This window comes from Streptomyces sp. STAM6, from assembly GCF_054963715.1.
The window spans coordinates 1-24,295 of the sequence record NZ_JBUEFZ010000030.1; the positions used below are offsets into that span (position 1 = coordinate 1).

The window sequence follows — 24,295 nt, forward strand, 5'->3', positions numbered from 1 at the left end:
CGGGACCGGGTGACCCGTCGCGCGGTGAGCGGTACCGCGCGGGTGAGAAGGTCAGTTGCAGGTGGTGACGCTCAGGCTGCTGTCGCCGCAGAGCAGCAGGCTGGCCCGGCTGCCGGTGGCGACGTCGCCCGTGGCCTCTTCCTTCGGGGTCTCCATCGACTGCAGGTCGAGAAGCGTCATGATCGAATCCTTTCCATACTGGGGACGTGGTGCTCGGATTCGGCCCCGGGTCGGGGCCGGCTCTGGGGCCGCCGGGGTGGCGGCAGGAACGGCAGGTGCGCGCGCCCGTGGGTGGCGGCGCTGCCGAGGGCGAGCAGACAGCCCGCGGTGCCCGTGGAGAGGTCCATGGACAGCCGCATCATCTGTTCGCCGGGGAAGGCCAGATGGCCCTGGTAGGGCACGGCGTGCCGGGCGAGGGCATCGATCTGGCGGCGGATGTCGCGGGGTTCGGTGCCGGGGCCGCGGACGGTGGTGCGGCTGAGGTGGAGCACCATGCCGGCCGCGCCGCGGAACAGCCCGGGCTGGGCGTAGAACGTGGCCTGGGCGGCCTGCACGATCTCGTGCCGGGCGCGCTCGGTGTCCTCCTCGTCGCGGTGTGCGGCGTAGTCGTCGAGCACCATGCCGATGCCGACGCTGCCGGCGCCGAGGTAGGGCATGGTGCGCCAGCCCTCGTCGACCTGGAGGGTGCCGCCGGCGGCGCGTACGCATCGGGCGAGGTCGCGCCGGAGCGCCTCGGCGGCCAGGTCCAGCAGGCCGCTGTCCCCGGTGCGTTCGTACAGGCGCAGGTAGAGCAGCGCGGGGCCGGAGTTGCCGTGGAGCAGTCCGGCGCGGGCGAGTGAGGGCGCGGCGTCCGCGACGAGTCCGGCACAGCGAAGGGCCGCGTCGTGGAGCGCGGTCTCCCCCGTGGTCGTGGCGAGCGAGTCGAGCGCGAGGCCGACGCCGGCGAGCCCGCTGTGCAGGTCGGGTGCGATGCCCTGCCAGGGGCGCCGCAGGATCTGTTCGGTGAGTTCGAGTGCCTGCTGGGGGTGGCCGAGCCGGTCCAGCGTCCAGGCGAGGCCGGCGAGTCCGTCGTAGAAGCCGAGCGGGGTGCCGGACTCGGGTTCTTTCGTCCGGCGCAGCAGCCATTCCTCGGCTTCGGGGACGGGCGGGAGCCCGGTTTCGGCGAGGGCGTACAGCACTCCGGCGGTGCCGTGGCCGAAGGTGAGGCCGCCGCCCGCGGTGGCGAACTGGGCGATGTCGCCGGGGAAGAAGCGGTCGTCGCGGTCGGGGGTGGCGGAGGCGAGGACGGCGTGTGCCATCGAGTCGCGGCTGAGGGGCCAGTCGCCCGGCTCCACGGGAAGGTACGGCGCGGTGGCGGTGGGCGCGGTCCGGGCGGCCCGAGTGCCGAGGATTTCCTCGACCGCCTCGTCGAGGAACCGGCGCGGTACGGGGAAGTGCGCCGCCGAGATGTCCGCCAGGTGCCGGGCTTTGCCCGGGTCGAGCACCAGGAGGCTGGTCAGCGGGGTGAAGAGGGCGAGCCGCAGGCACGCCAGGGCGTAGCGGTCGACGGCGAAGCCGCGGCGGTCGGCCGGGGCGACGAAGGCGGGGTTGGCGACCGTCTGCCGGCGGCCCTCGTCGATGTGGGCGGCGGCCTCGAAGTCGAGCAGGACGACCGACGACTCGTCCTCGGAGACCATGATGTTGAACAGGTGCAGGTCGTTGAAGACGACGCCCCGGTCGTGCACGGCGGCGACGGCCTCCTCGACCAGCCGGTGGATCCGCAGCGCCCAGTCGGTGTACTCGGCGAGGCGGTCGGGGCCGGGGTCCGCCTCGATCAGCGGGTGCCTGCGGGCGAAGAAGGTGTTGAGCGGCTTGCCCTCGATGTACTCCATGGCCAGGAAGTGGTGGCCGCCCAGGACGAAGGATTCGCGTACCTCGGGGGTGCACGGCAGCCCCGACAGCCGTTCCAGGGCGGCCTGTTCGCGGCGGAGCCGGGTCACCGCGTCCGCGCCGTCCGCGGCCAGTCCGGCGTACGGGCGGGCCTCCTTCAGGACGACCTTCTCGCCGGTGCGGTCGTCGCGGCCGACGTACACGCCTCCGCCGTTGGAGAAGTGCAGCGCGCGCTCGACGGTGTACGGCATGCCGGCCACGGTGACGGCCCCGCGCGCGTCGAGGTGGGGGCGGAGGAAGGCGGGGACGGGCACCCAGTCGGGTATCTGGAAGGCGGGCCCCCTCAGGTCGGGGACGAGCCGCCCGTCGGGGCGCTGGACGGCGGGGCACAGTTCGCCCTTGTCGTCGTAGCAGTGGCGCCTGGTGAAGCTGCCGTACCGGACGTACACCGGGCCGTCGCCCCAGCGCAGGTCGCTGAGGATGTACGGTCCCTCCTCACCGGCCAGCAGGGCGGCGAGGTCCTCGGCGACCTGCCGGCACTGCTCGTCGTCGGCGGGGTAGACGGTGATGAACTTGCCGCTGGCCGCGCGGTCCGCGTACTTGGCGTTGCGGGTGTGGAGCAGATAGCGGCTCGGCACGAACTTGAAGGCGACGCCGTGGGCGAGGCAGTAGGCGCGCACACGCTCCAGGATCGTCTCCGCGTTGTCGAGCCGGGCCGACACATGGATCTTCCAGCCCTGGGACGGCAGTGCGTGGACGAGGGGGCGAAGGGCCAGCCAGTCACCGCTGCGGTGCCGCTGCCATCCTTCCGGGACGGGCGCGAGCGCCGCTTCGTACGGAGCGCCGGAACGGCCGGGGCGGCCGGCACCGAGCCGGTGCGGGGCGTCGTAGAAGTGGCGGTCCGCGTCACAGAAGGTCGCGTACCCCTTGATCACATCTGCTCCCTCGGTCGGTGTCGAGGAGACGACGCAACCGACGGTGTCATCGAGGGGCGGACCGCCGACAGTCACAGGCGTCAGCAATCGGCCGTGCGGAACGCATGAGTAGCTTCCGGCGCGGGCGTCTCACACGGTGTCCGGGTCGACGTGCCTGCGGCCCTCGCCGGCGGTGAGGGTGAAGGCGTGGCCGGCCGGGTCGGCGTAGGTGCGGGTGTCGCGGGGGCCGGAGTTGTCCCGCGTCTCGATCGGACGCGCGCCGAGGCCGATGGCCTCGCGCTCGGCCTCGTCCATGTCGGCCTCGGCCACCAGGATGTGCAGATGCGCCTGTTGGGAGTCGTCCGGCCGGGGCCAGCTGGGCGGCGCGTGCCCGTGGTCGCGCCGGATCGCCATGCGGATCCCGTCGGGCGTCACGACGTCGACGAAGTCGGGGTCGACGCCCCGCCGGGTCCGTGCGCCCAGGAGCGCGGCGTAGAACTCGGCCAGGGCCTCGGGTTCGGCGCAGTCCAGCACCAGGACATTGGTCTTCGGCACAGTCATGTGCCCCTTGTGCCCCGGGGCGGCGCCCGCACGCATCAACCCCCGTGTCAAAACAGGGCACTTGGAATAGACGTGATCTCTATTCGATCAAATTCGAAGCGATCTTTCGTTAGACAGTGCGAAAGCAGACAACAACAGTGTGTACTGGGGCCCGGGCCGCTCATCTGTGGCGGCCGTGGACCTGCCCTCCCCGACCTCCCCGGGATCCTTCAGATGATCGCAATACCGGAGTTAGCAGCCGGCGGCCTGGCCGCCGGCACCCTGTCGGCCTTCGCCCTGGGAGGCGGTCTCCTCCGCTCCCGCCGGCTGCGGGCCAGGCAGGACGAGGAGCTGGCCGCGCTCCGCACCCAACTGGAAGGCGCCCGGTACCAGGCCGAGGGCGCGCGCCGCGAACTGGACCGCGCCGCGGAGGCGTTCACCGCCGAGGTCCTGCACCTCGCACGCCAGCGGGTTCCGGCCGCCGCCACCCAGGCCGCCCACCCGCACGTCGCGGTACCGGGCCCGCTCGACACCCAGCTGGCCGGTACCCGGTTCGCCGCCGGGCTCGACGGGGTGCTGGAGGCACTGCGCTCGGCCCTGGCCCAGGAACGCACCCGGGTCGACGCGGCCGCCCGCGCCGGCATGCGTGGCACCACGCGCGAGATCCAGGCCGGGCTGTACCGCTTCCAGGACGTCCTGCGGGGTCTGCAACGGCGCTACGACGACCCGGAACTGGCCCAGACTCTCTACGCGCTCGACCACGAGAACGAGCAGTCCCTGCGCCGCGCGCAGGTCGCCGCCGTGGTCTGCGGCGCCTGGGTCGGACTGGCCCGCGAGGAGTCCCATCTGGTCGACGCGGTCACCGGCGGCCAGGCCAGGCTCGTCGGCTACCACCGGGTGGAGGTCCACAACCACCTGGAGGCGGGCACCGCACTCGTCTCGCACGGTGTGGAACCGGTCGCCATCATCGTCGCCGAACTCCTGGACAACGCGCTGCGCCACTCCTCGCCGGACACGTCCGTCGTGGTGAGCCTGGAGCGCGTCCACCACGGGGTGTGCGTCACCGTCGACGACGCGGGCGTGGGAATGACCCGCGAGGAACGCGCCCACGCCCAGTGGATGGTGGCCGGGACCGAACCGATCCTGCTGACCGAACTCGGCGACCCGCCCCGGATGGGGCTCGCCGCTGTCGGCCAGCTGACCCGGCAGTTCGACCTGACGGTCGACCTGTCGTCCCCCTCGCCCTACGGCGGCGTGCGCGCGGTCCTGCTGGTCAAGAACCATCTGCTCACCCGGCTCGACCCGGTCCACCGGCCACCCTCGGCGAGCGCCGCGCGCTCCACCCGGCCGACCGGGCCCGACGCCACGCCGGAGCGCGACACCTCGGGCACCGGCGTCCCCGACGTGGTGGACCTCCCGGCCGCGGAGACGCCGGCGGCGCACACCCGTCCGTACGACACGTCCGCGCCGGTCCCGCCGCCCACTCACGCCGGCGGCCACCCGCAGACGGCACCCGCGGCCGGCCCGGAACCCGGCGTGCTGCCGCGGCGGCGCCGCCGTTCCCCCACCGCCGTACCGCCCGGAGCCGCCCCCGGACAGGGGCCGGGGGCGCACGCAGCGCCGCCCGTCCGTACCCCCGAGCAGTCCGCGGCCGCGCTGGGCGCGCTGCAGTCCGGAACCGCGGCGGCCCGCTCCGCCACCGAAACCGAAGGGAACACCCCCCGATGATCAGCCGCGACGCCGGGGACACCGCCTGGGTGCTCGATCCCATCCTGGAGATCCCGCACGTCCTGGCCGCCGTCCTGCTCACCCGGGACGGACTCGTCTCCGGATACTCCTCGGCGCTCTCGCAGGCCACGGCCGAACGGGTCGCCGCGATCACCAGCACCGTCCAGGGCGCGTGCCGTACCGCCGCGGCGGCCTTCGCCGACCGGGACACCGCCGAGGTCCGCCAGGTCGTCGTCGAGTCCGACCACGGTTACATCCTCGTGGCGCCCACCGCGCACGGCACCTGTGTCGCCGCCTTCGGCGACCCCGAGGTACGCCTGGACCTGCTCGCCCACCGTGTCCACTCCCAGGTGGCACGCCTCGGCGAGAAGGCGATGGCCGCCGCGCCGCGGGTGGCCGGCGGCCCCGGAGCGGCGTGACGCGCCGGCCGGGTGGCCGTCCCCTGGTCCCCGCGTACCTGTCCACCGGCGGCGTGGCGCGGCCGAGCCGCAACAGCCTGGAACGCCTGTCCGTCCTCACCGGCTGCGCCGCCCCCGGACCGGCGCGGCTGCCCGCCGCCCAGCACGCCGTGCTCGACGTGCTGGACGGCGGGTCGCTCACCGTGGTGGAGACCGCGGCCCTGCTGGAACTCCCCGTCTCCGCGGTCCGCGTCCTCGCCGCCGAACTCGTCGACCAGGGGCTGGTGCGCGCCCGCCCGCCCGTGCCCCTGGCCGCCCAGCCCGACCGTGACCTGCTGAAGAGAGTGGCCGATGGCCTCCGCGCCCTCAAGGTTTAGCGCCCCGCACAGCGGGACCCCGACCGTCCCGCACGACGGGCCGTCGCGCGGCACACACGCCGGCGGAGCTCCCCCGTATCTGCCGGACAGCGCCCGGGAACTGGTGAAGATCCTGGTGGCCGGCCCGTTCGGGGTGGGCAAGACCACGCTGATCGACTCCGTGTCGGAGATCCGGCCCCTGCACACCGAGGAACACCTCACGCAGGCGTCCGTCTCCGTCGACGACCTCGCCGGCGTACGGGACAAGACCACCACGACCGTGGCCATCGACTTCGGACGGATCTCCCTGCCCGGCGGAATCGTGCTGTACCTCTTCGGCACGCCCGGTCAGGAACGCTTCCGCGCCCTGTGGGACGACATCGCCCACGGTGCCCTCGGCGCGCTCGTCCTGGTCGACAGCCGGCGGATCGACGACTCCTTCGACGTGCTCGGGCTCGTGGAGGAGACGGGACTGCCCTACGCGGTCGCCTTCAACGCCTTCCCGGACGCCCACTCCTACCCCGAGGAGCGGTTGCGCGAGGCCCTGGACCTGGAACCGGCCACCCCGATGGTGACCTGCGACGCCCGGGACACCAACTCCTCCGTCGACGCGCTGCTCGCCCTCGTCCAGCACCTGATCGCCCAAGTCGGCCCGGAGCACCCGTGAACACTTCCCCCCAGCCCGCTGCCGCGGACGCCTTCTCCCTGTCCGCCCCGGTCCGGCTCTGGGAGGACGGCTTCGCCGTCGACCCGCACCGCTACTACGCGGCGCTGCGCGCCCAGGGCCCGGTCGGCTGGGCCGAACTCGCGCCCGGTGTACCGGCGTACGTCGTCACCGACCGCAGAGCCGCCCTGGACCTGCTGCACGACCCGGACACCTGGTCGCACGACCCCCGCCCCTGGGAGGCGACGGTCGCCCACGACTCGCCGGTGATGGGCATGATGCGCTGGCGGCCCAACGCCCTGTTCGCCGACGGCGACGCCCACATCCGCTACCGCCGCACCCTGATCGACGCCTTCGACCTGGTGGAGCCGCACGATCTGCGCGAGCGGGTGCACCGAGCGGTCGACCTGCTGGTCTCCCGGTTCGGCCCGGAGGGCGGCGCCGATCTGGTGACCGGGTTCGCCCGCCCTCTGATGACGCTGGTCTTCAACAACCTGTTCGGGCTGCCGGACAGCGAGAGCGACCGGCTCGGCACCGCGCTCGGGAAGATGATGGAGGGCGGCGCCCAGGCCGCCGAGGGCGAGGCGGAGTACGGCAGTTACGTGCTGGAGCTGGTCGCCGCCAAGAGCGCCCGGCGCGGCGAGGACCTCACCAGCAGGCTGCTCGACCACCCGGCGGGCCTCACTCCCGAAGAGGTCACCTGGCAGGTCTTCCTCACCCTGGGCGCGGGCCACGAGCCCACGTCGAACCTGGTGTCCAACGCGCTGTCCCGGATCCTCGGGAACCCGGCCTACTACTCCACGCTCACCAGCGGCTCCCGTCCCGTGTCGGCCGCCGTCGTCGAGGTTCTGCGCCACGAGACGCCACTGGCCAACTACGGCATCCTTTACGCCCGCGAGTCCCTGACCTTCCACGGCGTGTGGGTCCAGGCGGCCGTGCCCGTCGTGGTGTCGTACGGCGCGCTGGGACACTTCGCGGAGGCGGAGTCGGGCGGGACCCATCACGCCCGCGACGCCTCGCACCTGTCGTGGTCGGCCGGTGAGCACGCCTGTCCGGTCAAGCACCACGCGCTGCTGATCGCGACCGAGGCCATCGAGCGGCTCACCCAGTGGCTGCCGGACCTGGACCCCGTCGTCCCGCGCGAGCGGCTCACCTGGCGCCCCGGGCCCTTCCACCGTTCCCTGACGTCCCTGCCCGTGCGTTTCACGCCCCGCGTTCCCGACCAGCCAGGAGACCGAGCATGACCGTGCCCGCCCGTGTGGCCCTCGACCCGTTCGGCGCCGACATCCCCGCCGAGAGCGCCCGGCTGCGCGCCCTCGGCCCGGTCGTTCCCGTCGAGCTTCCCGGCGGCATCCCCGCCTGGGCGCCCACCGGCTACGACACCCTCAAGTCGCTGATCCTCGACCCTAACGTCAGCAAGGACCCACGGCTGCACTGGTCGCTGTGGCCGAGGATCGCGGAACACCCCTCGTGGGCCTGGATCCTGGGCTGGGTCGGAGTGGTCAACATGCTGTCCACCTACGGCCCCGACCACACCCGGCTGCGCAAGCTCGTCGCGCCCAGCTTCACCCACCGGCGCACCGAGGCGATGCGCGCCCGGGTGGAGGAGATCACCGCCGAGCTGCTGGACGGGCTCGAAGCCGCGGCCGCCGCCGGCGAACCGGTCGACGTGAAGGCGGGATTCGCGCACCCGCTGCCCATGCGGTTGATCTGCGAGCTGTTCGGCGTCCCCGAGCACCTGCGGGCGGACACGGGCGGCCTGATCGCCGCCATCATGGACACCTCCGACCCCAGCCCCGAGCACGCCGCCTTCGTCCAGGAGCGGATCGGGTCCGTGCTGGGCGCCCTCATCGCCCACAAGGTGGAACAGCCCGGGGACGACATGACGACCGAGCTGATCAAGGTCCGGGACGAGGACGGTGACCGGCTGAGCGACGAGGAGCTGCTGCACACACTGCTGCTGGTGATCGGCGCCGGGTTCGAGACGACGGTCAATCTCATCGGCAACGCCGTCGTCGCGCTGCTGGGCCACCCCGACCAGCTGGCCGCGGTCCGCTCCGGGGCGGTCGGCTGGGAAGCGGTGGTCGACGAGGTGCTGCGCGTCCACCCCTCGATCGCCACGCTGCCGCTGCGGTTCGCGGTCACGGACATCACCGTCGCCGGGGTCACCGTCCCGGCCGGCGACGCCATCGTCACGACGTACGCCGCCGCGGGCCTCGACCCGGCCCACTACGGCTCCGAAGCGGGCTCCTTCGACATCACCCGCGGCGCCGACGACCACCTGGCCTTCGGCATCGGGGTGCACCGCTGCATCGGGGCGCCGCTGGCCCGGATGGAGGCGCTGACCGCCCTGCCCGCGCTGTTCGAGCGCTTCCCCGATCTCGGGCTGGCGGTGGACCCCGACAAGTTGGTCCAGGTCCCGTCGTTCATCGCCCACGGCTGGCAGGAGATCCCCGTGCACCTGCGCGCCCCGGTCGCCTGATCCGAGAGCAACGCCGAAGGGGACCTTCGGCCCAGGCCGGGGGCCGTTCGGGCGCAGGTCCCGGCAAGATGGGGGCCGACGGCCCGTACCAGGGGCCGCAGGACCGAAGGAACGCCCGCCATGACCGCCAAGCCCGCGCCGTTCGACGCGCTCGACCGCAAGATCGTCGCGACCCTGATCGCGAACGCGAGGACGAGTTTCGCCGAGATCGGCGCGGCCGTCGGACTGTCGGCCACCGCCGTGAAACGCCGGGTGGACCGGCTCCGCAAGGCCGATGTGATCACCGGCTTCACCGCCACCGTCCGGCCCTCGGCGCTGGGCTGGCGCACGGAGGCCTATATCGAGGTGTACTGCGACAGCGCGGCCCCGCCGCGGCGGCTCGCGGAGGTCGTGCGGAACTACCCGGAGATCACCGCGGCCATGACGGTCACCGGAGCCGCGGACGCGCTCCTGCACGTCCGGGCGACGGATGTGGAGCACTTCGAGGAGGTGCTGGAGCGCATCCGCAGCGAACCGTTCATCCGCAAGACCATCAGCTACATGGTGCTGTCCCACCTGCTGCCGGAGAGCCCGGAGGCGGGCGCCGGGACGTCCGCTCCGGCCGACGCAGCGAATCCGCTCTGAGGGGCCTTTACACGCAGCATTCGTGCGTACACGCGCAGCACTCGATTCTTGTCGAAGATCTCCGCCGCTTCCTACTCTTCAGGAGTCCCCGTCGTACCCGTTCCCGCAGGAAGCGGAGGGATTGTTCGGTGCCCGAAAGCCGTGCCCAGCGCCCCCGGCGCTATCTGATGTGCGAGCCCCGTCATTTCGACGTCCGGTACGCCATCAACCCCTGGATGCGTGAGGACGCCCAGGTCGATCTCCCCCTCGCCCACGACCAGTGGCACACACTGGTGCAGACCTACCGGGACCACGGCCATACGGTCGAGACCGTGGCACCGGTCGCGGGTCTGCCGGACATGGTGTTCGCGGCGAACTCGGCGCTCGTGCTGGAGGGGCGGGTCTTCGGCTCCTCCTTCCACGCGCCGGAGCGCCGGCCGGAGTCCGCGGCGTACGAACAGTGGTTCAAGGCGGCCGGATACACGGTCCACCACCCCGAGTCGGTCTGCGAGGGCGAGGGCGATCTGGTGCCGCTGGGCGGCTTCGTCCTGGCGGGAACCGGCTTCCGCACGACGTACGCGGCCCACCGCGAGGTCCAGGAGTTCTTCGGCGTGCCCACGGTCAGCCTCGAGCTGGTCGACCCGCGCTTCTACCACATGGACACCGCGCTTTTCGTCCTCGACGACACCCCCGGGCGGGAGAACATCGCCTACTACCCGCCCGCGTTCTCGCCGGGCAGCCGCGAGGTGCTGCGACGGCTGTACCCGGACGCGGTCGTCGCCACCGAGGACGACGCCATGGTCTTCGGCCTCAACTCGGTCTCCGACGGCCGCCACGTCTTCGTCGACCCGCAGGCCCGCGAGCTGATCGGCCGGCTCGACGAGCGCGGTTACGTCCCCGTCCCCGTCGACCTGTCGGAGTTCCGCAAGGCCGGCGGCGGCATCAAGTGCTGCACCCAGGAGATCCGCCCATGACGACGAGCCCCACCACCCTGACCGCCGGCGCCCCGGCCCGTTCCTCCGAGGAACTGATCCGCGCCGAGGCACCGGTCCTCGCGCACAACTACCACCCGCTGCCCGTGGTCGTCGCCCGGGCCGAGGGCGCCTGGGTCGAGGACGTGGAGGGTCGCCGCTACCTCGACATGCTGGCCGGCTACTCGGCGCTCAACTTCGGGCACCGTCACCCGGCCCTGATCGACGCGGCGCACCGCCAGCTCGACCAGGTCACCCTCACCTCCCGGGCCTTCCACAACGACCGCCTGGCCGGCTTCGCCGAGGGACTGGCCCGGCTGACCGGCCTCGACATGGTGCTGCCGATGAACACCGGCGCCGAGGCGGTGGAGAGCGGCATCAAGGTCGCGCGCAAGTGGGCGTACGAGGTGAAGGGCGTCGCCGAGGACCGGGCGACGATCGTCGTGGCCGCGAACAACTTCCACGGCCGCACGACGACGATCGTGGGCTTCTCCAGCGACGACACGGCGCGCGTCGGCTTCGGGCCGTTCGCGCCGGGCTTCCGCGTGGTCCCGTACAACGACCTGGCCGCGATGGAGGCGGCCGTGGACGAGACGACCGCGGCCGTCCTCATCGAGCCCATCCAGGGCGAGGCCGGCGTCATCATCCCCGACGACGGCTATCTGGCCGGCGTGCGGGAGCTGACGCGGCGCACCGGGTGCCTGTTCATCGCCGACGAGATCCAGTCCGGGCTGGGCCGCACGGGCCGCACCCTCGCGGTGGACCACGAGTCGGTGGTGCCGGACGTGGTGCTGCTGGGCAAGGCCCTGGGCGGCGGCATCGTGCCGGTCTCCGCGGTGGTGGCCACGCGTGAGGTCCTCGGGGTGCTGCGGCCCGGCGAGCACGGCTCGACGTTCGGGGGCAACCCGCTGTCGGCGGCGGTCGGTTCGGCCGTGGTCGATCTGCTGGCCACCGGCGAGTTCCAGCGGCGCGCGGCCGAGCTGGGCGAGGTCCTCGCCGAGGGCCTGGCCGCGCTGGCCGGCGCGGGCGTGACGGCCTACCGGGCCCGCGGACTGTGGGCGGGTGTGGACGTCGACCCGGCGCTCGGTACGGGCCGGGAGATCAGCGAACGGCTGATGGCGGAGGGGGTCCTGGTCAAGGACACGCACGGGTCCACGATCCGTCTCGCCCCGCCGCTGACGGTCACCGAGGAGGAGCTGCGCTCCGCCCTCGAGATCCTGGGGAAGGTGCTCGCTCAGGCGGGCTGATCCGCCGGACAGGGAGCGGCCGGCCGCTCGCCGTGATGACCTCGCCGGGCGGGGCGGGGGTCGCGGCCGCGGTCGGCCGTCGTCGGCTCACATCATCAGATGCGCCGGAGTGTGGGTCACCTCCTCGATCTCGCCTCCGGCCTTCTTCATGAGATTTCGGGCCAGTTCGTTCAGCGCGCGAGCCGCGGCGATCTCCTCGCCGACCCGCTGCTGCTCCGAGTCGTCCGGGTGCCGCTTGGCGTGTCCGTGGGCGCGCATCTCCGTGCCGTCCGCCAGCCGCACCATGCAGGACGCCTTGGTCTTGCCGGACTCGCTCTCGGTGAACTCGATGTCGACGTGCCATCCGACGATGGTCTGCATCACACCCACCTCCCTGCGTGTGTACTACTCCAGCGTGCACCCGCGGTTGCGAGTCCGCGCGTCCTGTGGGGGTGCTCTTCCGGGCGTCGGCGGCGCGCCGCGTGCGGGTCGGGTCCGTCGCGCGTCGTACGCCTGTCGGCCCAGCTCGGGGCGGTCCGGAGGCAACGGATGGGCGGTTGCCGCGTTATCCCTCCCGAACCGGATCGACCGGCCCCCCACCGCGGCCGAGGCCGCGCCGAAAGGATGCCCGCTCATGACCTCGACCAGTTCCGTGCTGCCCGACCAGGCGGCCACCCGGCTGGCGGACTACACCGTCATCGACGTCCGTACGCCCGGCGAGTACGCCGCCGGCCACCTGCCGGGCGCGTACAACGTTCCGCTGGACGATCTGCACGCCGCGCTGCCCGCGCTGAAGTCGGCGGCGGCCCGCGGTCCGCTGCTGGTCGTGTGCGCGTCCGGCAGCCGTTCGGTCACCGCGTGCGCGGAGCTGGCGGCGGCCGACATCCCGGCCGGGACGCTCGACGGCGGGACGGCCGCCTGGGCCGAGCGGGGGCACCCCCTCGACCGGCCGGACGGCGCCGCCGGGGTGTGGCCCATGGAGCGGCAGGTCCGTCTGGCCGCCGGTTCGCTGGTCGTGCTGGGGCTGGTGGCCGGGGCCCGGTTCCCGGCCGCCCGCTGGCTGTCCGCCGCGATCGGCGGAGGTCTGGTCGTCTCCGCCGTGACGGACAGCTGCGGCATGGCCGGGATCCTCGGCCGGCTGCCGTACAACCGGCCGCGGCCCGGCGCCCTGGAGGCCACGCTCGCCGCACTGCAGGGCTGAGGGGCGACTTTCGTCCACCGTCACCCGCGCGGGCTGCGCCGAGCGGGTGACGGCCGCACTCTGGGAGTGTCCCGCCGCGACGCCCGGAGGAGTGACCATGAACGCCACGGCAACCAAGATCAACGCACTGCCCGCGCCGCACCGCGAGCGGCTGATGAGTCTGGCCGCGGAGACGGCGCTCCCGGAAGGGCAGCGGCTCTTCGAGGAAAAGGGTCCGGCGGATCACTTCTGGATCATCAGGACGGGCGCGATCACTCTCGACGCCCGGGTGCCGGGTCGCCGGCCGGCGCCGATCCAGACGCTCGGCCACGGTGAGCTGGTGGGTCTTTCCTGGCTGTTCCCGCCGTACGAGTGGGAGCTGGGCGCTGAGGCCATGAGTCCGGTAAGGGCCTATGTGTTCGACGCGCCGGTGGTCCGCTCGCTGTGCCGGGAGGATCCCGCGTTCGGGGCGGCCGTGGCGATGTGGGTCGGGCAGATCCTGGTGCAACGGCTCCAGGCGGCCCGTGCCCGCCTGCTCGACCTGTACCCCCCGTACCGCAGCGGGTACCGGCTCTGAGGGTCAGGAGCCGGGCGTGGACCAGCCGTAGCCGTACCCGGACAGTTCGTTCTCGGCGCCGGGCATCCCGGCGCCCGCGCCGCCGATGTCGCGGTGGGCCGCCCGGAGCAGCTGGCGGGAGAGGTCGTTCATGGCCCGGCTCGCGGCGAGCTCGTCACCGATCTCGGGCACGTCCACGTCCTCGGGGCTGCGGCGCGCCGTCCCGTGGCCGGTCAGCGTGGATGTGCCGGTGTCCAGCACCGCCTGTGCGTTCGTGTGCCCCGAGTCCTCCTCGAGGTGCAGGCGGACGGTCCACTCCAGCGTCCTCGTCATGGCAGCCTCCTCGTGCGCTTCGTGTCCAGCATCCCTCCGCGGGCGCCCGGGCGCTCGCCCCGCGGCGGGGCGCTGGATCTCACCGCTCGGGCAGGGTGAGGAGCGCGGATTCGCCCGGCTCCACGGACACCGCCCGGCCGGGCAGGCGTACGTCGATGGGCGAACCGTTCGACGCGGGCACGCTGATCCTGAGGCTCCCGGGGCGCATCCGCAGCCCGACGCCCCAGTGCCCGTGGTACCGGACGGCGAAGCCGTACTCGGAGAGCTGCGGCGAGGGGACCGGGTCCAGCCACAGGGCACCGCTGCGGGTCTCCAGGCCGGTCAGCCCGCGCTGTACGAGATCGAGGGTGCCGGCCATGGCGCCCAGGTGGATGCCCTCCTCGGTGGTGCCGCCCTGCACGTCGGCGATGTCCCCCTCCAGGGCCTCCTGGCAGAACGCCCAGGCGTCCTCCCGGCGCACCCGGGTGAGCACCCAGCCGTGGACGAGTCCGCTGAGGGTCGAGCCGTGGGTGGTGCGGTGGAGGTAGTAGTCGACGGTGCGGTGCCAGGTGGCGTCGTCCAGTTCGTAACCGAGCCGGCGGAACATGCCGGACAGTTCGGCGGGTGAGAAGAGGTAGCCGAGCATGAGCACGTCGGCCTGTTTGGACGCCCGGTAGCGGTTGACCGAGTCGCCCTCGGCCTCCAGGATGCGGTCGAGCCGGCGGATGTTGCCGTACCGGCCGCGGTAGGTCTCCCAGTCGAGTTCCACGAGGTCCTCGTAGCCGTCGAACTGGCTGATGACGCCGGCGTGGAAGGGGATGCGCAGCCGGTGCGAGACGTCCTCCCACAGGGCGAGTTCGGTTCCGTCGAGGCCGGTGCGCTCGCAGAGTTCCTCGCGGCGCGGTTCGGGCAGTTCGCGAACCAGGTCGAGGGCGCGGGCGAGCACCCAGGCGGCGGTGACGTTGGTGTAGGCGTTGTCGTCCAGGCCCGGGCTCGGGGAGCCGGGGTAGGCCTCGTGGTACTCGTCGGGGCCGACCACGCCGCGGATGCGGTAGCGCTCCAGCTCCTCGTCGTACTGCGCGGAGGAGGCCCAGAAGCGGGCGATCTGGGTCAGCATCTCGGCGCCCTTGGTGTGCAGGAACTCGGTGTCGCCGCTGGCCTCGCTGTACTGCCACACGTTGTAGGCGATGGCGGAGCCGACGTGGTGCTGGAGGTGGGAGTGGTCCGGCAGCCACCGGCCGGAGTGCGGGTTGAGGTGCAGCTGCTGGGTTTCCTCGCGGCCGTCGCTGCCGCTCTGCCAGGGGTAGAGGGCGCCGGCGCGGCCGGCGTCGCGGGCGGCGGTGCGGGCCCGCTCCAGGCGCCGGTGGCGGTAGGTGAGCAGGGCCCGGGAGACCTCGGGGAAGTGCAGGTTCAGGTAGGGCAGCACGAAGAGTTCGTCCCAGAAGATGTGGCCGCGGTAGGCCTCGCCGTGCAGGCCGCGGGCCGGGACGCCCACGTCGAGGTCGGCGGTGTGCGGCGAGAGGGTCTGCAGGACGTGGAAGAGGTGCAGCCGCAGGATGCGGCCCGCTTCCCCGGCCACGTCGAGCTCGGCCCGGCGCCACAGCTGGCGCCAGGCGGTGCCGTGCGATTCGAGGAGCATGGCGAAGCCGGGGGCACGCCCCACCCGGTCGATCGCCGCGTGGAGCGGGTCGCTGATGGCGGGGTCGTGGGAGGTGTGCAGGGCGACGGCCTTCTCGACGCCCTGGGGGTGTCCCGGGACGAGGGCCAGGCGGAGCAGCTGGACGGCGCGCAGCGGCTCGTGGGCGGTGGTGATGTGGGCGGTGGGTTCGTCGGCGGTGACGCGGGAGGCCAGGCCGACGCGGATGTCGGAGGTGCTGGTGCGGCAGCGCAGCCAGGCCGTTCCGGGAGCGCTGTCCCCCGCGTTGACGTGGACCAGGTGGCTGCCGTTGAGCTGCCGGTACCGGGCGACCCCGCTGTTGGTGACGCCGCCGTCGAGTGCCGCCTCGACCTCGATCTCGCCGGACCAGCCCTCGGCGGTGAACTCGGTGCGCAGCGCGCCGAGGTGGGGGTCCGCCATGTGTACGACGCGCAGCTGCCGGACGGTGAGCTCGCGCCCGTCGCCGGCGGCATAGCGCATGCGCCGCTCCAGGATGCCGCTGTGCAGGTCCAGGATCTGGCGGTGGCTGCGCAGCGCGTCGCTGTCGGGCGTGAACCAGGGCATGTCGGTGTCCGGCGGCCCCAGCCGGAAACGCAGCGGCAGCCAGTTGGGCAGATTGACCATGTCCTCGTTCTCGACCTGGCGGCCCGCGACGACGGAGGTCAGGCGGTTGTAGCAGCCGGCGGCGTAGGTGCCGGGGTAGTGGATCGCGTCGGCGGTGCACTCGGGCGCGGCGCCCCGGGTGGCGAAGTAGCCGTTGCCGAGGGTGCACAGGGCCTCCCGCAGCCGCTCCTGGCCGGGGTCGTACCCCTCGTACTCCCAGTTCCACGACGGCATCGTCAGCCTCCGGGGGCGGTGTCGGAGGTCATGGTGGCGATCCTCCCGTTCAGCTGCCGGAGGGTGCGGCGGTGCCGGACTGTCGTTCCCATTCTCCCGTCGTTGGCGTCGCGTGGCAGTCGGGAGTGCGGGCACGCCGCCGCGGCAACCAGGGGCCGGGGTGAACGCGGAGCCGTCCCGCAGGCGGTTGATCATGGGTGGGGCGGGGGCCGTGCTCACCCGGTGCTCCTCGGCGGCAAACGATACGGGCGGACCTCGGACCGGGTCGGCCTGGACGGGGCCGGTCAGATGTCGAGGAAGCGGACGTCCTTGGCTTGCGCTGGATGAAGTGGCGGCGTGCTTCGACGCCCTCGCCCATCAGGACGGAGAACAGGTCGTCGCTTGGGGACCCGCAGGGCGAAGCCGCCCTGGCGCGTCGCCGCCCCCGCCGGCCGGGCGAAGTGCCGGGAGTGCGCTCTGCCGCCCTCGGCATACTCGAAGCGCAGCCGGAACGGCAGGTGCACCGGCATCCGGGCCGCCGCCCGGACGAGGGCAGCACCCGGCCGCGACGACACCTCCCTGACCCGCGGGAAGTCCGGTGCGGACAGCGGGTGTTGCTCCTCCAGCGACTCGAACCCGTGGCGCGCCGACCCGTGGAGACCACGAACCGCGGGCCCCGAACGGTGGCGGGGATGGCGGCTGCTGCTGTCTCCCCGCCCCCAGCCCCGGCCGGTGCCGCCGCCTGGTCCCCCAACCGGGACGGCGTGCCGACCGCGATGTGAACAGCGGCCACCGTCCCCGGATACCGCGCCGCCGGGCCGACCTCGTCCCCGTCGAACCGCCAGGCCGCCATCCGCCGCCCCGGCGTCCGTCGCCCCACGACAAAGGCGCCTGTACGCCCTCACGTCCGACGATTCGCTCTCGTCGGCCCGTTACAGGGACACGATCCGCGTCGTTTTCCCGTCATCCGTTCGATAAGGGTCGATACGAGGAGGCTCGGTGCGGCAGAGCGAGATCCCGGCACGGGGAACCGGGAATTCGAACACGACGGCCACTCCGCGCGGCGGCGAGCCGGAGCCGGCGGCCGGCGGTGACACCGGCCCCGATCCCGAGCTGGCCCGGTACCTGGCCGCCCACCCCGCCCCCGCGGCCGCCGTGGACGCGGTGATCCGCGACGACCGTGGGCGGCTCCTGATCGTCAGGCCCGGGTACAAGGACGGCTGGGACCTGCCCGGCGGGATGCTCGAGGACGAGGAGCCGCAGACCGGGCTGGTCCGGGAGCTGCGCGAGGAGCTGTGCCTGGACGACCTTCGTGTCGGTCGCCTGCTGGCGCTCGACAGCATTCCCAGGGCCGTCCACGGCCGGGCGCTCCTCGCCTTCGTGTACGCCGTGCACCCCGGCCGGCCCGTGGTGGTCGCCGACCTGACCCTGCAGCGGGACGAGATCGAGGCCGCCGAGTTCGTCTCCGACGAGGTTGCCCTCGCCCGTTTCCCGGCACGGTTGCGCCGCCGGGTGGCCGCCGCGCTGGCGGCGGAGCGCGGAGCGGGGACCGCGCACCTGCGGGACGGGCACGCCATGGACGGCGCCGAACCGCCCGCACCACCTACCTTCCCGGTGCCGGCACCGCCCGTGGTCCGTGCGGCCGGACTGATCACGGACCGGAGGGGGCGCGTCCTGGTGCTGGAGCACCGCCGTACCGCCGGCGGCCCCACCGAGGCCGCGCAGACCTGGTACGACCTTCCGGAAGGCCCGGTTCTCGCGCACGACACCCCGAGGCGGGCCGCGGCCGGACCGCTGCGCGACCGGCTGGGATCCGGTTCGCCGTTCGGACGTCTGCTGGCGACCGACTGGGTCCACCGCCCGCCGCGGAGCCCGGAAGTCGTGCTGGTCCACGACGGCGGTGTGCTGGGCGACGAGCGGATCGCGGCGTGCCGGGCGACCGCGGGACCCGGGGACGCCGCGGTCCGCCTCGTCGGGCCCGATGAGCTGCACGGACTGCTGCCCGAGCGGCTGGTGCACCGGGTTCAGGCGTGCCTCGCCGTGCGGGCCGCCGGAGGTGGCGCGGTCGAGCTGACGAATGGCCGGGCACCGGCCGAGGACGCCGTCGCCGTCGTCCACTCCCCCGCCCGGGGCGGACTGCTGCTGCGCGAGGACGCCGAGGGGAACCGGTCGCTGCCCGGTGCCCGGCTCCGGCCCGGCGAGTTCCCCGACGAGGCGGTACGGCGTGCGCTGGCCGAGGAGGCCGGACTGCGGGACTGCCCGGCGCCCGCGTTCGTCGAACGGCTCTGGGACCACGAGCGCGGCGCGCTCCTCACCGTCTACGCCGTCCGGTACGACGGCACGACCGACGCACCGGCGGGGGGCTGCGGACCCGCTCCCGTGTTCGCCGCGGCCGGCGCACTCGACGGTCATCGTCTGCCGTCGCGGCTGCGCGAGGTGATCCGGCGCACGGCGGCTGACTTGGCAGACCCTGGGGACCCGGCGGAGCCTGCGGACCCGGCGGAGCCTGCGGACCCGGCGGACCCGGCCGTGGGGCGGTGAGTGTGTGAAACGGCCGTCCAGCCGCCCAGAGCGGGTGGAATCCGCCGTCTCGGCCTGCACGAACAGGACGGTTCGGCGAGCCGTTGCGCCACCACCGGGAACGGTCCGGGCACGGATACGCGCAGCTCGCTCCGAACCCCGCGGGCCGACCGCCGTGCCCCGGTCACCGCCGGCACCGCGATCGGACGCGGCATCACCGGCCCCACGGGTGATCGCGCCGCATGTGGTGCCGACGGCCCCTCCTCGGCCGCGGCGCCACCGCGGAGCGGCTGCACGCCGCACGGCCCGCGGTGTCGACGGCCGCGGACGTCGACACCGCGGCCATCAAGGACGACGGGTTCCGCCCGGCTGATCGACATCGTCCCGCCCGGCGCGGACTGCGTGCGGCGCACGATGAGGGCCGCGTCGCCGCCCGGTCCACGGCATCGGCTCGCCCGTCGCCGTGGGTGGCGTTCCGGAGGACGGAAGACGAGGACGGCCGCGACGTCGCACGACGGGGCGAGTACGCGGCACGTGTCCGGCGCTTGGGCTGACCGGGGATCAGGTCGGCGTGTCCGCCCTGGCCGGAAGCCGGAGCCGGCGCGTGCTCCCGACAATGCCCCCATGCCGATCCCCTTCCGGTCGTGGCCGTCCACCGCCTGGTCATGGCTGTGCCGGACGGCGTGGCGGTGCCGCATGGCGCTGTGGGCCCTGGCCCTCGGCGGCGCTCTGGTGATGAGCGAGGCATCCCGGCTGCTGGCGGCGCTGACGGTGGCCGACAAGCCGACCTATCCCGCGAGTGCGCTCAGCGGCTGGCCGGGCTTCAAACCGTGGGACGACGACCAGCGCACCGGCGCCGTCGCCGTGTGGGCGGAGGCCGCCGGGGCGCTCAAGGTGACCGACGGGAAGGAGCTGGTCCTCGACTGGGTCACCGCCTTCGTCCTGCTGGACCTCCTCGTCGTCACGCCCGCCTACGTGATCGCCCTCTACCTCCTGCAGCGTGGGATCTGGCGTGTGCTCAGGGACAGGCTCGGGGAGGAGCCGCCGTTCCCCGAGGCGTGGATCAAGTGGTTCGCGCTCGCCGTTCTGGCGTGCGACTGGCTCGAGACGATCCTCACCTGGTTCCTCGTCGGCGATCTCCCGGCGGCGCCCTCCAAGGGCCTGGCCGTCGCGGTGGCGGTGTTCTCGTTCCTCAAGTGGGTCGCACTCGCGGTCACGCTGCTGTTCCTCCTCCTGGGCTTCGCCCGGACGCTGCCGGCCTCCATGGCCGGGTGGCTGGGCCGGTGGCGGGACGGGACCGCCTCACCGGACCGCGTCTGGACGCGGCACCGTGTGCAGCTCGGCGTACTGGTCGTCCTCGCGCTGCTCGTCGTGATGCCGGGCGGAGGCCCGCTGGAACAGCTCCCCGACATCACCCGCGCCTGGGCGGGCAAGGAGTCCTGGCGGGAGGTTCGGGGGGACGTACTGGGGCCGCTGCTCACCCTCGTCGGCCTCTGCCTTGCCCTCTGGACCGCCGGGCGGTGGGCGCTGCTCGACGGGGCGCCCGAGGAGCGCCGGCCCGAGCGGACGCTGACGCTGCCCGGCCTGATCGTCCTCGGGGCCGTGCTGGGCCTGGCGGGGCTGATGCTGTTCTGGAGCGGAGACGCCACGCTGGGAGTCCTGGCGATCCCGGGGCTCCTCCTCGTGATCGCGATCTGGAGCGCTCTCCTGCCGCCGCGATGGAGAAGACCGGCCGCCGAGAGCACCGGGTTCCCGACACCGGCCGCCCGTGAGCGGGTCAGGAACACCGGGCGCGTGCTGGCCGTGCTGCCGATGCTGATCGCCGGCCTGGGTCTGGTCCGCGCTTTCGCGCGGCCGCTGCTGCTGGGCCCGGAGATCGCGGCGAGCGCCGGCGAGGAGGGCCGTCTCGGGGTCTATCCGTGGGTCGTCCTCTGGTTCTGCGTCGGCACGGTCGGCGCGGTGGTGGTCGTACCCCTGCTGGCCTTGGTGGCCCGGCGTGCCGAGGACCGCTGGCTCGACCGGCCGACCGTGCGGGCGCCCGCCGGCCCCTGGGGCGAACCCCGGGAGTGGGTGCCCACGGCCGTGGGCGCGGTGCTGTTCCTGGCGGCGGCCGTCATGGGACTCCTCCTCGCCTGGCTTCCGCTCACGTGGGGGCCGCTCCTCCGCAGCCTGGGCGTCCTCGCCCTGCTGCTGGCGACGCTGACGCTCGCCGGGGGCCGACTGGCCCGCCACGCCGAGTGCCATCTCCCTCTCCCGCTCCTGCGCTATCTGCACTTCCGGCTCACCCCTGTGTGGCTCCTGGTGGTCGTGGCACTCGTGCTGGAGGCCCAGCTCGACACCACGGGCGGCTACCACGAGGTGCGGCTGAGGCCCCGTCAGGAGACCGGGACGCCACTGGCCAGGCCTCTCGACACCACCTACTTCACCGACTGGCGTACCGCGGTGAACCGCTGCCTGGACGGCGACCGGAGGCTGAGCGCGTCGACGGCCGTCCCGATGGTCCTCGTGGCCGCGCCCGGCGGCGGCATCCGGGCGGCGTACTGGACCGGTTCGGCCATGGACCGGCTGACCCGTCTGCCCTGCGGCCGCGCCATGGTGTTCGGCGCGAGCGGGGTCTCGGGCGGCAGTCTGGGGCTGGTCGGCCACGCGCTCGGCCCGCGGCCTGGCCGGCCCGCGACGCGGGCCGGCCAGGACTTCGCCTCACGGCTGGCGGGCGAGAACACGCTCGCGGCCGATCTGGCCGCCCTGTTCTACCGCGATCTGCCGCGTGCCCTGCACGGCGTCAACCAACTCGGCGCCCTCCGTCCCGGGGACCGGGCCGCCGTGTTCGAACGGTCGTGGGAGCGGCTCGACGAACGGCTGAAGGACGAGTTCTTCCCCGCCGCGGGCCCTCGCTCCGCCGTACCCGGCACCTGGCGACCGCTCGTGCTGCTGAACGGCACCGACGTCGACTCGGGCTGCCGGGTCGTCGTCTCCCCCGTGTGGGGCACGGGCGGCCCCCGGAGCGAGACGGCCGCTGCCCTCGACTGCACGCGGGCCGAGGTGTACGCGCGGAACGTGGGTGGCCGCGACGAGGTCGATCCGTCGGGCTTCGCCGCGGCTGCCATCGACGCGGCCGCGTACACGGACGACTGGCGCTGCGCGGAGAGCCCCCGGGACCAGGGGCTCCGGCTCTCCACGGCGGTGCATCTCTCGGCCCGCTTCCCCTACATCTCGCCCTCCGGGCGGATGCACCGCTGTCTCGGTCCCCGGGCGTCGGCGCGGACGGGTGGCGGGCCGGCGGACCGGACGCCGCCGGACGAGAACCCGCAGACGCTGGCGGACCTGGACGGAGGGTTGCTGGAGTCCAGCGGGCTGGCTCTCCTGCTGGAGCTGTGGGAGGAGCTGGAGCCGCAGGTGGCGGCGCACAACCGGGCCGTGGCGGCCGGCGGCGGAGGCCGCCTCGTCGTTCCCCTCGTCGCGGTCCTCGACAACCACTACCAGTCCGCCGGAGCGGCTCCCCCGGCGGACCGGCAGATGGAGGCCCTCGCCCCGCTGGTCGCCAGGGAGGCTCCGAAGGCGGCGCTGAGCGCGACCGCTCTGGGGCAGGCGGCGCTGTTCCGGTTCTCCGGCCCGCTGCCGGGAACCGGCGCCCGGCCGGTGATCCGTGCCGGTGGCGCGGAGTGTCCGGGGGTACGGAGCTTCGTCGTCGCCCCGGCCAACCGGCCGGGTATCGCCGCGCCCCTGGGCTGGGTGCTGTCCGGCATGAGCAAGGAGGACCTCAATGTGCAGCTGGACGACCTGGCCCGGTCGGAGCCCGAGTGCGGGGACCCGACCCCGGCGTCCGGGGGCGCTTCGGCCGGCGCCGAGGGGCTGACCCCGGGCAGCCTCAGCACGCTGCTGCGGCTGCTGGAGGGTCCGCTGACCGTGGAGGCCCGTTAGGGCGTGCACGGAGCGGGTCCTCGGCCGTCAGCGGATCTGGAAGAACGGCGGTGTGCCGTATTGGCTGGTCCGGTTGGCGACGACATAGCCGGCGCCGGCCGACAGCAGTTCCATGTCCGGGGTCGTCGGGATCCTCTTGCCGGTCACGGGCAGGGGCCTGCGGGTGTCGGCGCCGGTGCGGGGGTCGAACTGCCAGAGGGTGGCTTCCCAGTCCTGTGTGCCGAGTACGGCCACCTCTCCGTCGTCCCGCCGCGCGACACCCCCGACGGGCAGGCTCGTCCGCCGCATCCACAGCCGCTTGCCGTCGTCGAGCCGGAAGGCGGCCACCCAGCGCAGGTCCGTCTCACCCGGTATGCCGAGCGCCGTCACCAGCGTGTCGGCGGTGGTGACGGCGGGTGCGGCGGGGCGGAGCGGGGCGGCCGTGCCCACGGCCGCCGCGGGCAGGGTGCCGGCCGGACCGGCGAGGGGGATCGTCGCTCCCGGGCGACCGGACGCGTCGAAGGCGAGGACTGCCTTGACACCGCGGACGTCGCTCTCCTCCAGATGGATCAGCGCGGGCTCGGTCGAGAGGATGCGGAGTTCCGACGCCCTGGTCTCGGTGGGCAGCGCGGTCGTCCACTGCTGCTTGCCGGTTGCCGCGTCGAGGGCGACGAGCCGGTGGGTGGCCTGGTCACGGAGGATCTCGGGGCGGCACTCCTCGACGAGCAGGGCCCGGGCGGCCGAGGCGTCCACCGCGAGGACCTTGCACTTCTCCGCCACCTTGCGGAGCCAGCGGGGCGTTCCGCTCTCCTTCGCGAGGCCGCGGACCGCCTGATCCTCGACGACGACCGCGGCGGTGTCGGCGAGGGCGACCCGGCCCGTGCCGGCGAACGGGTACTCGTCCGCCTCGATGTTCCGCTCCCACACCTGCGTGCCGGAGTCGAGCCGGACGGCGACGATCCTGGCGCAGGGCTTGTCGTGCCGGCCGAGACCCAGGATGCCGACGCCCTGGGCGGTGCGGACGCCCATGGCACAGATCTGGTGACGTGCCGGGGCGGTGAAGGTCCAGCGCAGCTTGCCGTCGGCGGCGCCGAAGCCGGTGAGCCCGTCGGCGCGGGCCCGTACGACCGTGTCGCCCGCGTGCCAGTTGCCGAGGGCCTCGGTGGTGTCGGGCCGGTCCTCGTCGGCCCTCCAGCCGATCGCGTACACCGGTCCGCCGAGTCCCCGCTGCACGGCGTCGGCGGGCCAGAGCGCGGCGAGGATCCCCGCGACGAGGAGCAGCGGCAGCCAGCGGGCGCGGATCTCGCCCGAGGCTCCCGCCCACAGCATGGCGATGATGGTGCCGATGATGCCGGTCACGAGGAACGCGACGGCCCAGCCCGACACCGTGTCATAGCCGGGCAGGCAGCCGGAGGTGCAGTCCCCGCCTCGTGTGCTCATGCGCGCGCTCCCGACGAAGAACATGATCGAGAAGCCGATCAGACACCCCGTCAGAACGACGGCGGCCCCTTTGACCACCGGTAGTACTCGCACCACAGCCCCCCACGGACAGTGAAACCTCAACGACAGTGGGCGGAATCTATCGCGCGCTTATCCGAGATGA

At 73.5% G+C, this 24,295-nt stretch carries 20 protein-coding genes; 13 read left to right on the forward strand and 7 right to left on the reverse strand.

Annotated features, from left to right (window positions below):
- Positions 1-51: 51 nt before the first annotated feature.
- From ramS to ACY34K_RS26680, 3 genes are all read right to left on the reverse strand, one after another.
- On the reverse strand, positions 52-180 hold the full coding sequence (gene ramS, locus ACY34K_RS26670) for a mycelium formation morphogenetic lantipeptide SapB (protein ID WP_058940762.1): 129 nt from the start codon (positions 178-180) through the stop codon (positions 52-54).
- On the reverse strand, positions 177-2,804 hold the full coding sequence (gene lanKC, locus ACY34K_RS26675; protein ID WP_462751455.1) for a class III lanthionine synthetase LanKC: 2,628 nt from the start codon (positions 2,802-2,804) through the stop codon (positions 177-179). The genes ramS and lanKC overlap by 4 nt, the downstream gene beginning before the upstream one ends.
- Before the next feature lie 129 nt (positions 2,805-2,933).
- Entirely contained in the window at positions 2,934-3,344 is a 411-nt protein-coding gene (locus ACY34K_RS26680; RefSeq protein WP_462751457.1) for a VOC family protein, read from the reverse strand.
- A 213-nt stretch (positions 3,345-3,557) separates the two neighbouring features.
- Here ACY34K_RS26680 and ACY34K_RS26685 point away from each other — a divergent pair, with 213 nt between their 5' ends.
- The 9 genes from ACY34K_RS26685 (at position 3,558) to rocD (ending at position 11,772) form a co-directional block, all read left to right on the forward strand.
- Positions 3,558-5,051: an ATP-binding protein gene (locus ACY34K_RS26685; RefSeq protein WP_462751459.1), complete on the forward strand. Its 1,494-nt coding sequence runs from the start codon at positions 3,558-3,560 to the stop codon at positions 5,049-5,051.
- On the forward strand, positions 5,048-5,470 hold the full coding sequence (locus tag ACY34K_RS26690; protein WP_462751461.1) for a roadblock/LC7 domain-containing protein: 423 nt from the start codon (positions 5,048-5,050) through the stop codon (positions 5,468-5,470). The genes ACY34K_RS26685 and ACY34K_RS26690 overlap by 4 nt, the downstream gene beginning before the upstream one ends.
- Positions 5,467-5,826: a DUF742 domain-containing protein gene (locus ACY34K_RS26695; RefSeq protein WP_462751463.1), complete on the forward strand. Its 360-nt coding sequence runs from the start codon at positions 5,467-5,469 to the stop codon at positions 5,824-5,826. Before ACY34K_RS26690 ends, ACY34K_RS26695 begins: the two co-directional genes overlap by 4 nt.
- Positions 5,801-6,472 (forward strand): GTP-binding protein, encoded by a 672-nt coding sequence (locus ACY34K_RS26700; RefSeq protein ID WP_462751465.1) that lies wholly within the window; start codon positions 5,801-5,803, stop codon positions 6,470-6,472. The genes ACY34K_RS26695 and ACY34K_RS26700 overlap by 26 nt, the downstream gene beginning before the upstream one ends.
- Positions 6,469-7,713 carry a cytochrome P450 family protein gene (locus ACY34K_RS26705; RefSeq protein ID WP_462751467.1) on the forward strand — a complete coding sequence of 415 codons (1,245 nt, stop codon included), beginning with the start codon at positions 6,469-6,471 and terminating at the stop codon, positions 7,711-7,713. The genes ACY34K_RS26700 and ACY34K_RS26705 overlap by 4 nt, the downstream gene beginning before the upstream one ends.
- Entirely contained in the window at positions 7,710-8,951 is a 1,242-nt protein-coding gene (locus tag ACY34K_RS26710; RefSeq protein ID WP_462751469.1) for a cytochrome P450 family protein, read from the forward strand. Before ACY34K_RS26705 ends, ACY34K_RS26710 begins: the two co-directional genes overlap by 4 nt.
- 120 nt (positions 8,952-9,071) lie before the next feature.
- A complete protein-coding gene (locus tag ACY34K_RS26715) occupies positions 9,072-9,575 on the forward strand; it encodes an Lrp/AsnC family transcriptional regulator (protein WP_462751471.1) in 504 nt (167 codons plus the stop codon).
- A 128-nt stretch (positions 9,576-9,703) separates the two neighbouring features.
- The gene (gene ddaH / locus ACY34K_RS26720; RefSeq protein ID WP_462751473.1) at positions 9,704-10,528 is read left to right on the forward strand and encodes a dimethylargininase; all 825 of its coding nucleotides are present in this window, start codon (positions 9,704-9,706) and stop codon (positions 10,526-10,528) included.
- On the forward strand, positions 10,525-11,772 hold the full coding sequence (gene rocD, locus ACY34K_RS26725; protein WP_462751475.1) for an ornithine--oxo-acid transaminase: 1,248 nt from the start codon (positions 10,525-10,527) through the stop codon (positions 11,770-11,772). The genes ddaH and rocD overlap by 4 nt, the downstream gene beginning before the upstream one ends.
- 87 nt (positions 11,773-11,859) lie before the next feature.
- Here the strand turns inward: rocD and ACY34K_RS26730 are convergent, their stop codons facing one another.
- Complete coding sequence (locus ACY34K_RS26730; protein ID WP_462751477.1) at positions 11,860-12,132, reverse strand: DUF1876 domain-containing protein; 273 nt, start codon at positions 12,130-12,132, stop codon at positions 11,860-11,862.
- A gap of 253 nt (positions 12,133-12,385) precedes the next feature.
- Here ACY34K_RS26730 and ACY34K_RS26735 point away from each other — a divergent pair, with 253 nt between their 5' ends.
- Positions 12,386-12,952, forward strand: a complete 567-nt coding sequence (locus ACY34K_RS26735) for a rhodanese-like domain-containing protein (protein ID WP_462751479.1) — start codon at positions 12,386-12,388, stop codon at positions 12,950-12,952.
- A 97-nt stretch (positions 12,953-13,049) separates the two neighbouring features.
- Complete coding sequence (locus ACY34K_RS26740; RefSeq protein WP_462751481.1) at positions 13,050-13,508, forward strand: Crp/Fnr family transcriptional regulator; 459 nt, start codon at positions 13,050-13,052, stop codon at positions 13,506-13,508.
- A 3-nt stretch (positions 13,509-13,511) separates the two neighbouring features.
- Here ACY34K_RS26740 and ACY34K_RS26745 read toward each other — a convergent pair whose 3' ends face one another.
- On the reverse strand, positions 13,512-13,820 hold the full coding sequence (locus ACY34K_RS26745; RefSeq protein WP_462751483.1) for a DUF1876 domain-containing protein: 309 nt from the start codon (positions 13,818-13,820) through the stop codon (positions 13,512-13,514).
- 79 nt (positions 13,821-13,899) lie between these two features.
- Positions 13,900-16,293 carry a glycoside hydrolase family 65 protein gene (locus ACY34K_RS26750; RefSeq protein WP_462751484.1) on the reverse strand — a complete coding sequence of 798 codons (2,394 nt, stop codon included), beginning with the start codon at positions 16,291-16,293 and terminating at the stop codon, positions 13,900-13,902.
- 978 nt (positions 16,294-17,271) lie between these two features.
- On the opposite strand from ACY34K_RS26750, the gene ACY34K_RS26755 reads away from it, so the two are divergent.
- Positions 17,272-18,813, forward strand: coding sequence for an NUDIX domain-containing protein (locus ACY34K_RS26755; protein WP_462751486.1), 1,542 nt, complete (start codon positions 17,272-17,274; stop codon positions 18,811-18,813).
- A gap of 603 nt (positions 18,814-19,416) precedes the next feature.
- Complete coding sequence (locus ACY34K_RS26760) at positions 19,417-22,713, forward strand: hypothetical protein (RefSeq protein ID WP_462751488.1); 3,297 nt, start codon at positions 19,417-19,419, stop codon at positions 22,711-22,713.
- A gap of 27 nt (positions 22,714-22,740) precedes the next feature.
- Here ACY34K_RS26760 and ACY34K_RS26765 read toward each other — a convergent pair whose 3' ends face one another.
- Positions 22,741-24,132, reverse strand: a complete 1,392-nt coding sequence (locus ACY34K_RS26765; protein ID WP_462751490.1) for an outer membrane protein assembly factor BamB family protein — start codon at positions 24,130-24,132, stop codon at positions 22,741-22,743.
- Positions 24,133-24,295 lie beyond the last annotated feature (163 nt).

What these genes read in the sequence shown, in the direction of transcription:
- ramS (WP_058940762.1), bottom strand. Translation starts at nt 180, where the DNA reads ATGACGCTTCTCGACCTGCAGTCGATGGAGACCCCGAAGGAAGAGGCC.
- ACY34K_RS26680 (WP_462751457.1), bottom strand. Translation starts at nt 3,344, where the DNA reads ATGACTGTGCCGAAGACCAATGTCCTGGTGCTGGACTGCGCCGAACCC.
- ACY34K_RS26685 (WP_462751459.1), top strand. Translation starts at nt 3,558, where the DNA reads ATGATCGCAATACCGGAGTTAGCAGCCGGCGGCCTGGCCGCCGGCACC.
- ACY34K_RS26690 (WP_462751461.1), top strand. Translation starts at nt 5,048, where the DNA reads ATGATCAGCCGCGACGCCGGGGACACCGCCTGGGTGCTCGATCCCATC.
- ACY34K_RS26700 (WP_462751465.1), top strand. Translation starts at nt 5,801, where the DNA reads ATGGCCTCCGCGCCCTCAAGGTTTAGCGCCCCGCACAGCGGGACCCCG.
- ACY34K_RS26710 (WP_462751469.1), top strand. Translation starts at nt 7,710, where the DNA reads ATGACCGTGCCCGCCCGTGTGGCCCTCGACCCGTTCGGCGCCGACATC.
- ACY34K_RS26715 (WP_462751471.1), top strand. Translation starts at nt 9,072, where the DNA reads ATGACCGCCAAGCCCGCGCCGTTCGACGCGCTCGACCGCAAGATCGTC.
- rocD (WP_462751475.1), top strand. Translation starts at nt 10,525, where the DNA reads ATGACGACGAGCCCCACCACCCTGACCGCCGGCGCCCCGGCCCGTTCC.
- ACY34K_RS26730 (WP_462751477.1), bottom strand. Translation starts at nt 12,132, where the DNA reads ATGCAGACCATCGTCGGATGGCACGTCGACATCGAGTTCACCGAGAGC.
- ACY34K_RS26735 (WP_462751479.1), top strand. Translation starts at nt 12,386, where the DNA reads ATGACCTCGACCAGTTCCGTGCTGCCCGACCAGGCGGCCACCCGGCTG.
- ACY34K_RS26740 (WP_462751481.1), top strand. Translation starts at nt 13,050, where the DNA reads ATGAACGCCACGGCAACCAAGATCAACGCACTGCCCGCGCCGCACCGC.
- ACY34K_RS26745 (WP_462751483.1), bottom strand. Translation starts at nt 13,820, where the DNA reads ATGACGAGGACGCTGGAGTGGACCGTCCGCCTGCACCTCGAGGAGGAC.
- ACY34K_RS26750 (WP_462751484.1), bottom strand. Translation starts at nt 16,293, where the DNA reads ATGCCGTCGTGGAACTGGGAGTACGAGGGGTACGACCCCGGCCAGGAG.
- ACY34K_RS26760 (WP_462751488.1), top strand. Translation starts at nt 19,417, where the DNA reads ATGCCGATCCCCTTCCGGTCGTGGCCGTCCACCGCCTGGTCATGGCTG.
- ACY34K_RS26765 (WP_462751490.1), bottom strand. Translation starts at nt 24,132, where the DNA reads ATGAGCACACGAGGCGGGGACTGCACCTCCGGCTGCCTGCCCGGCTAT.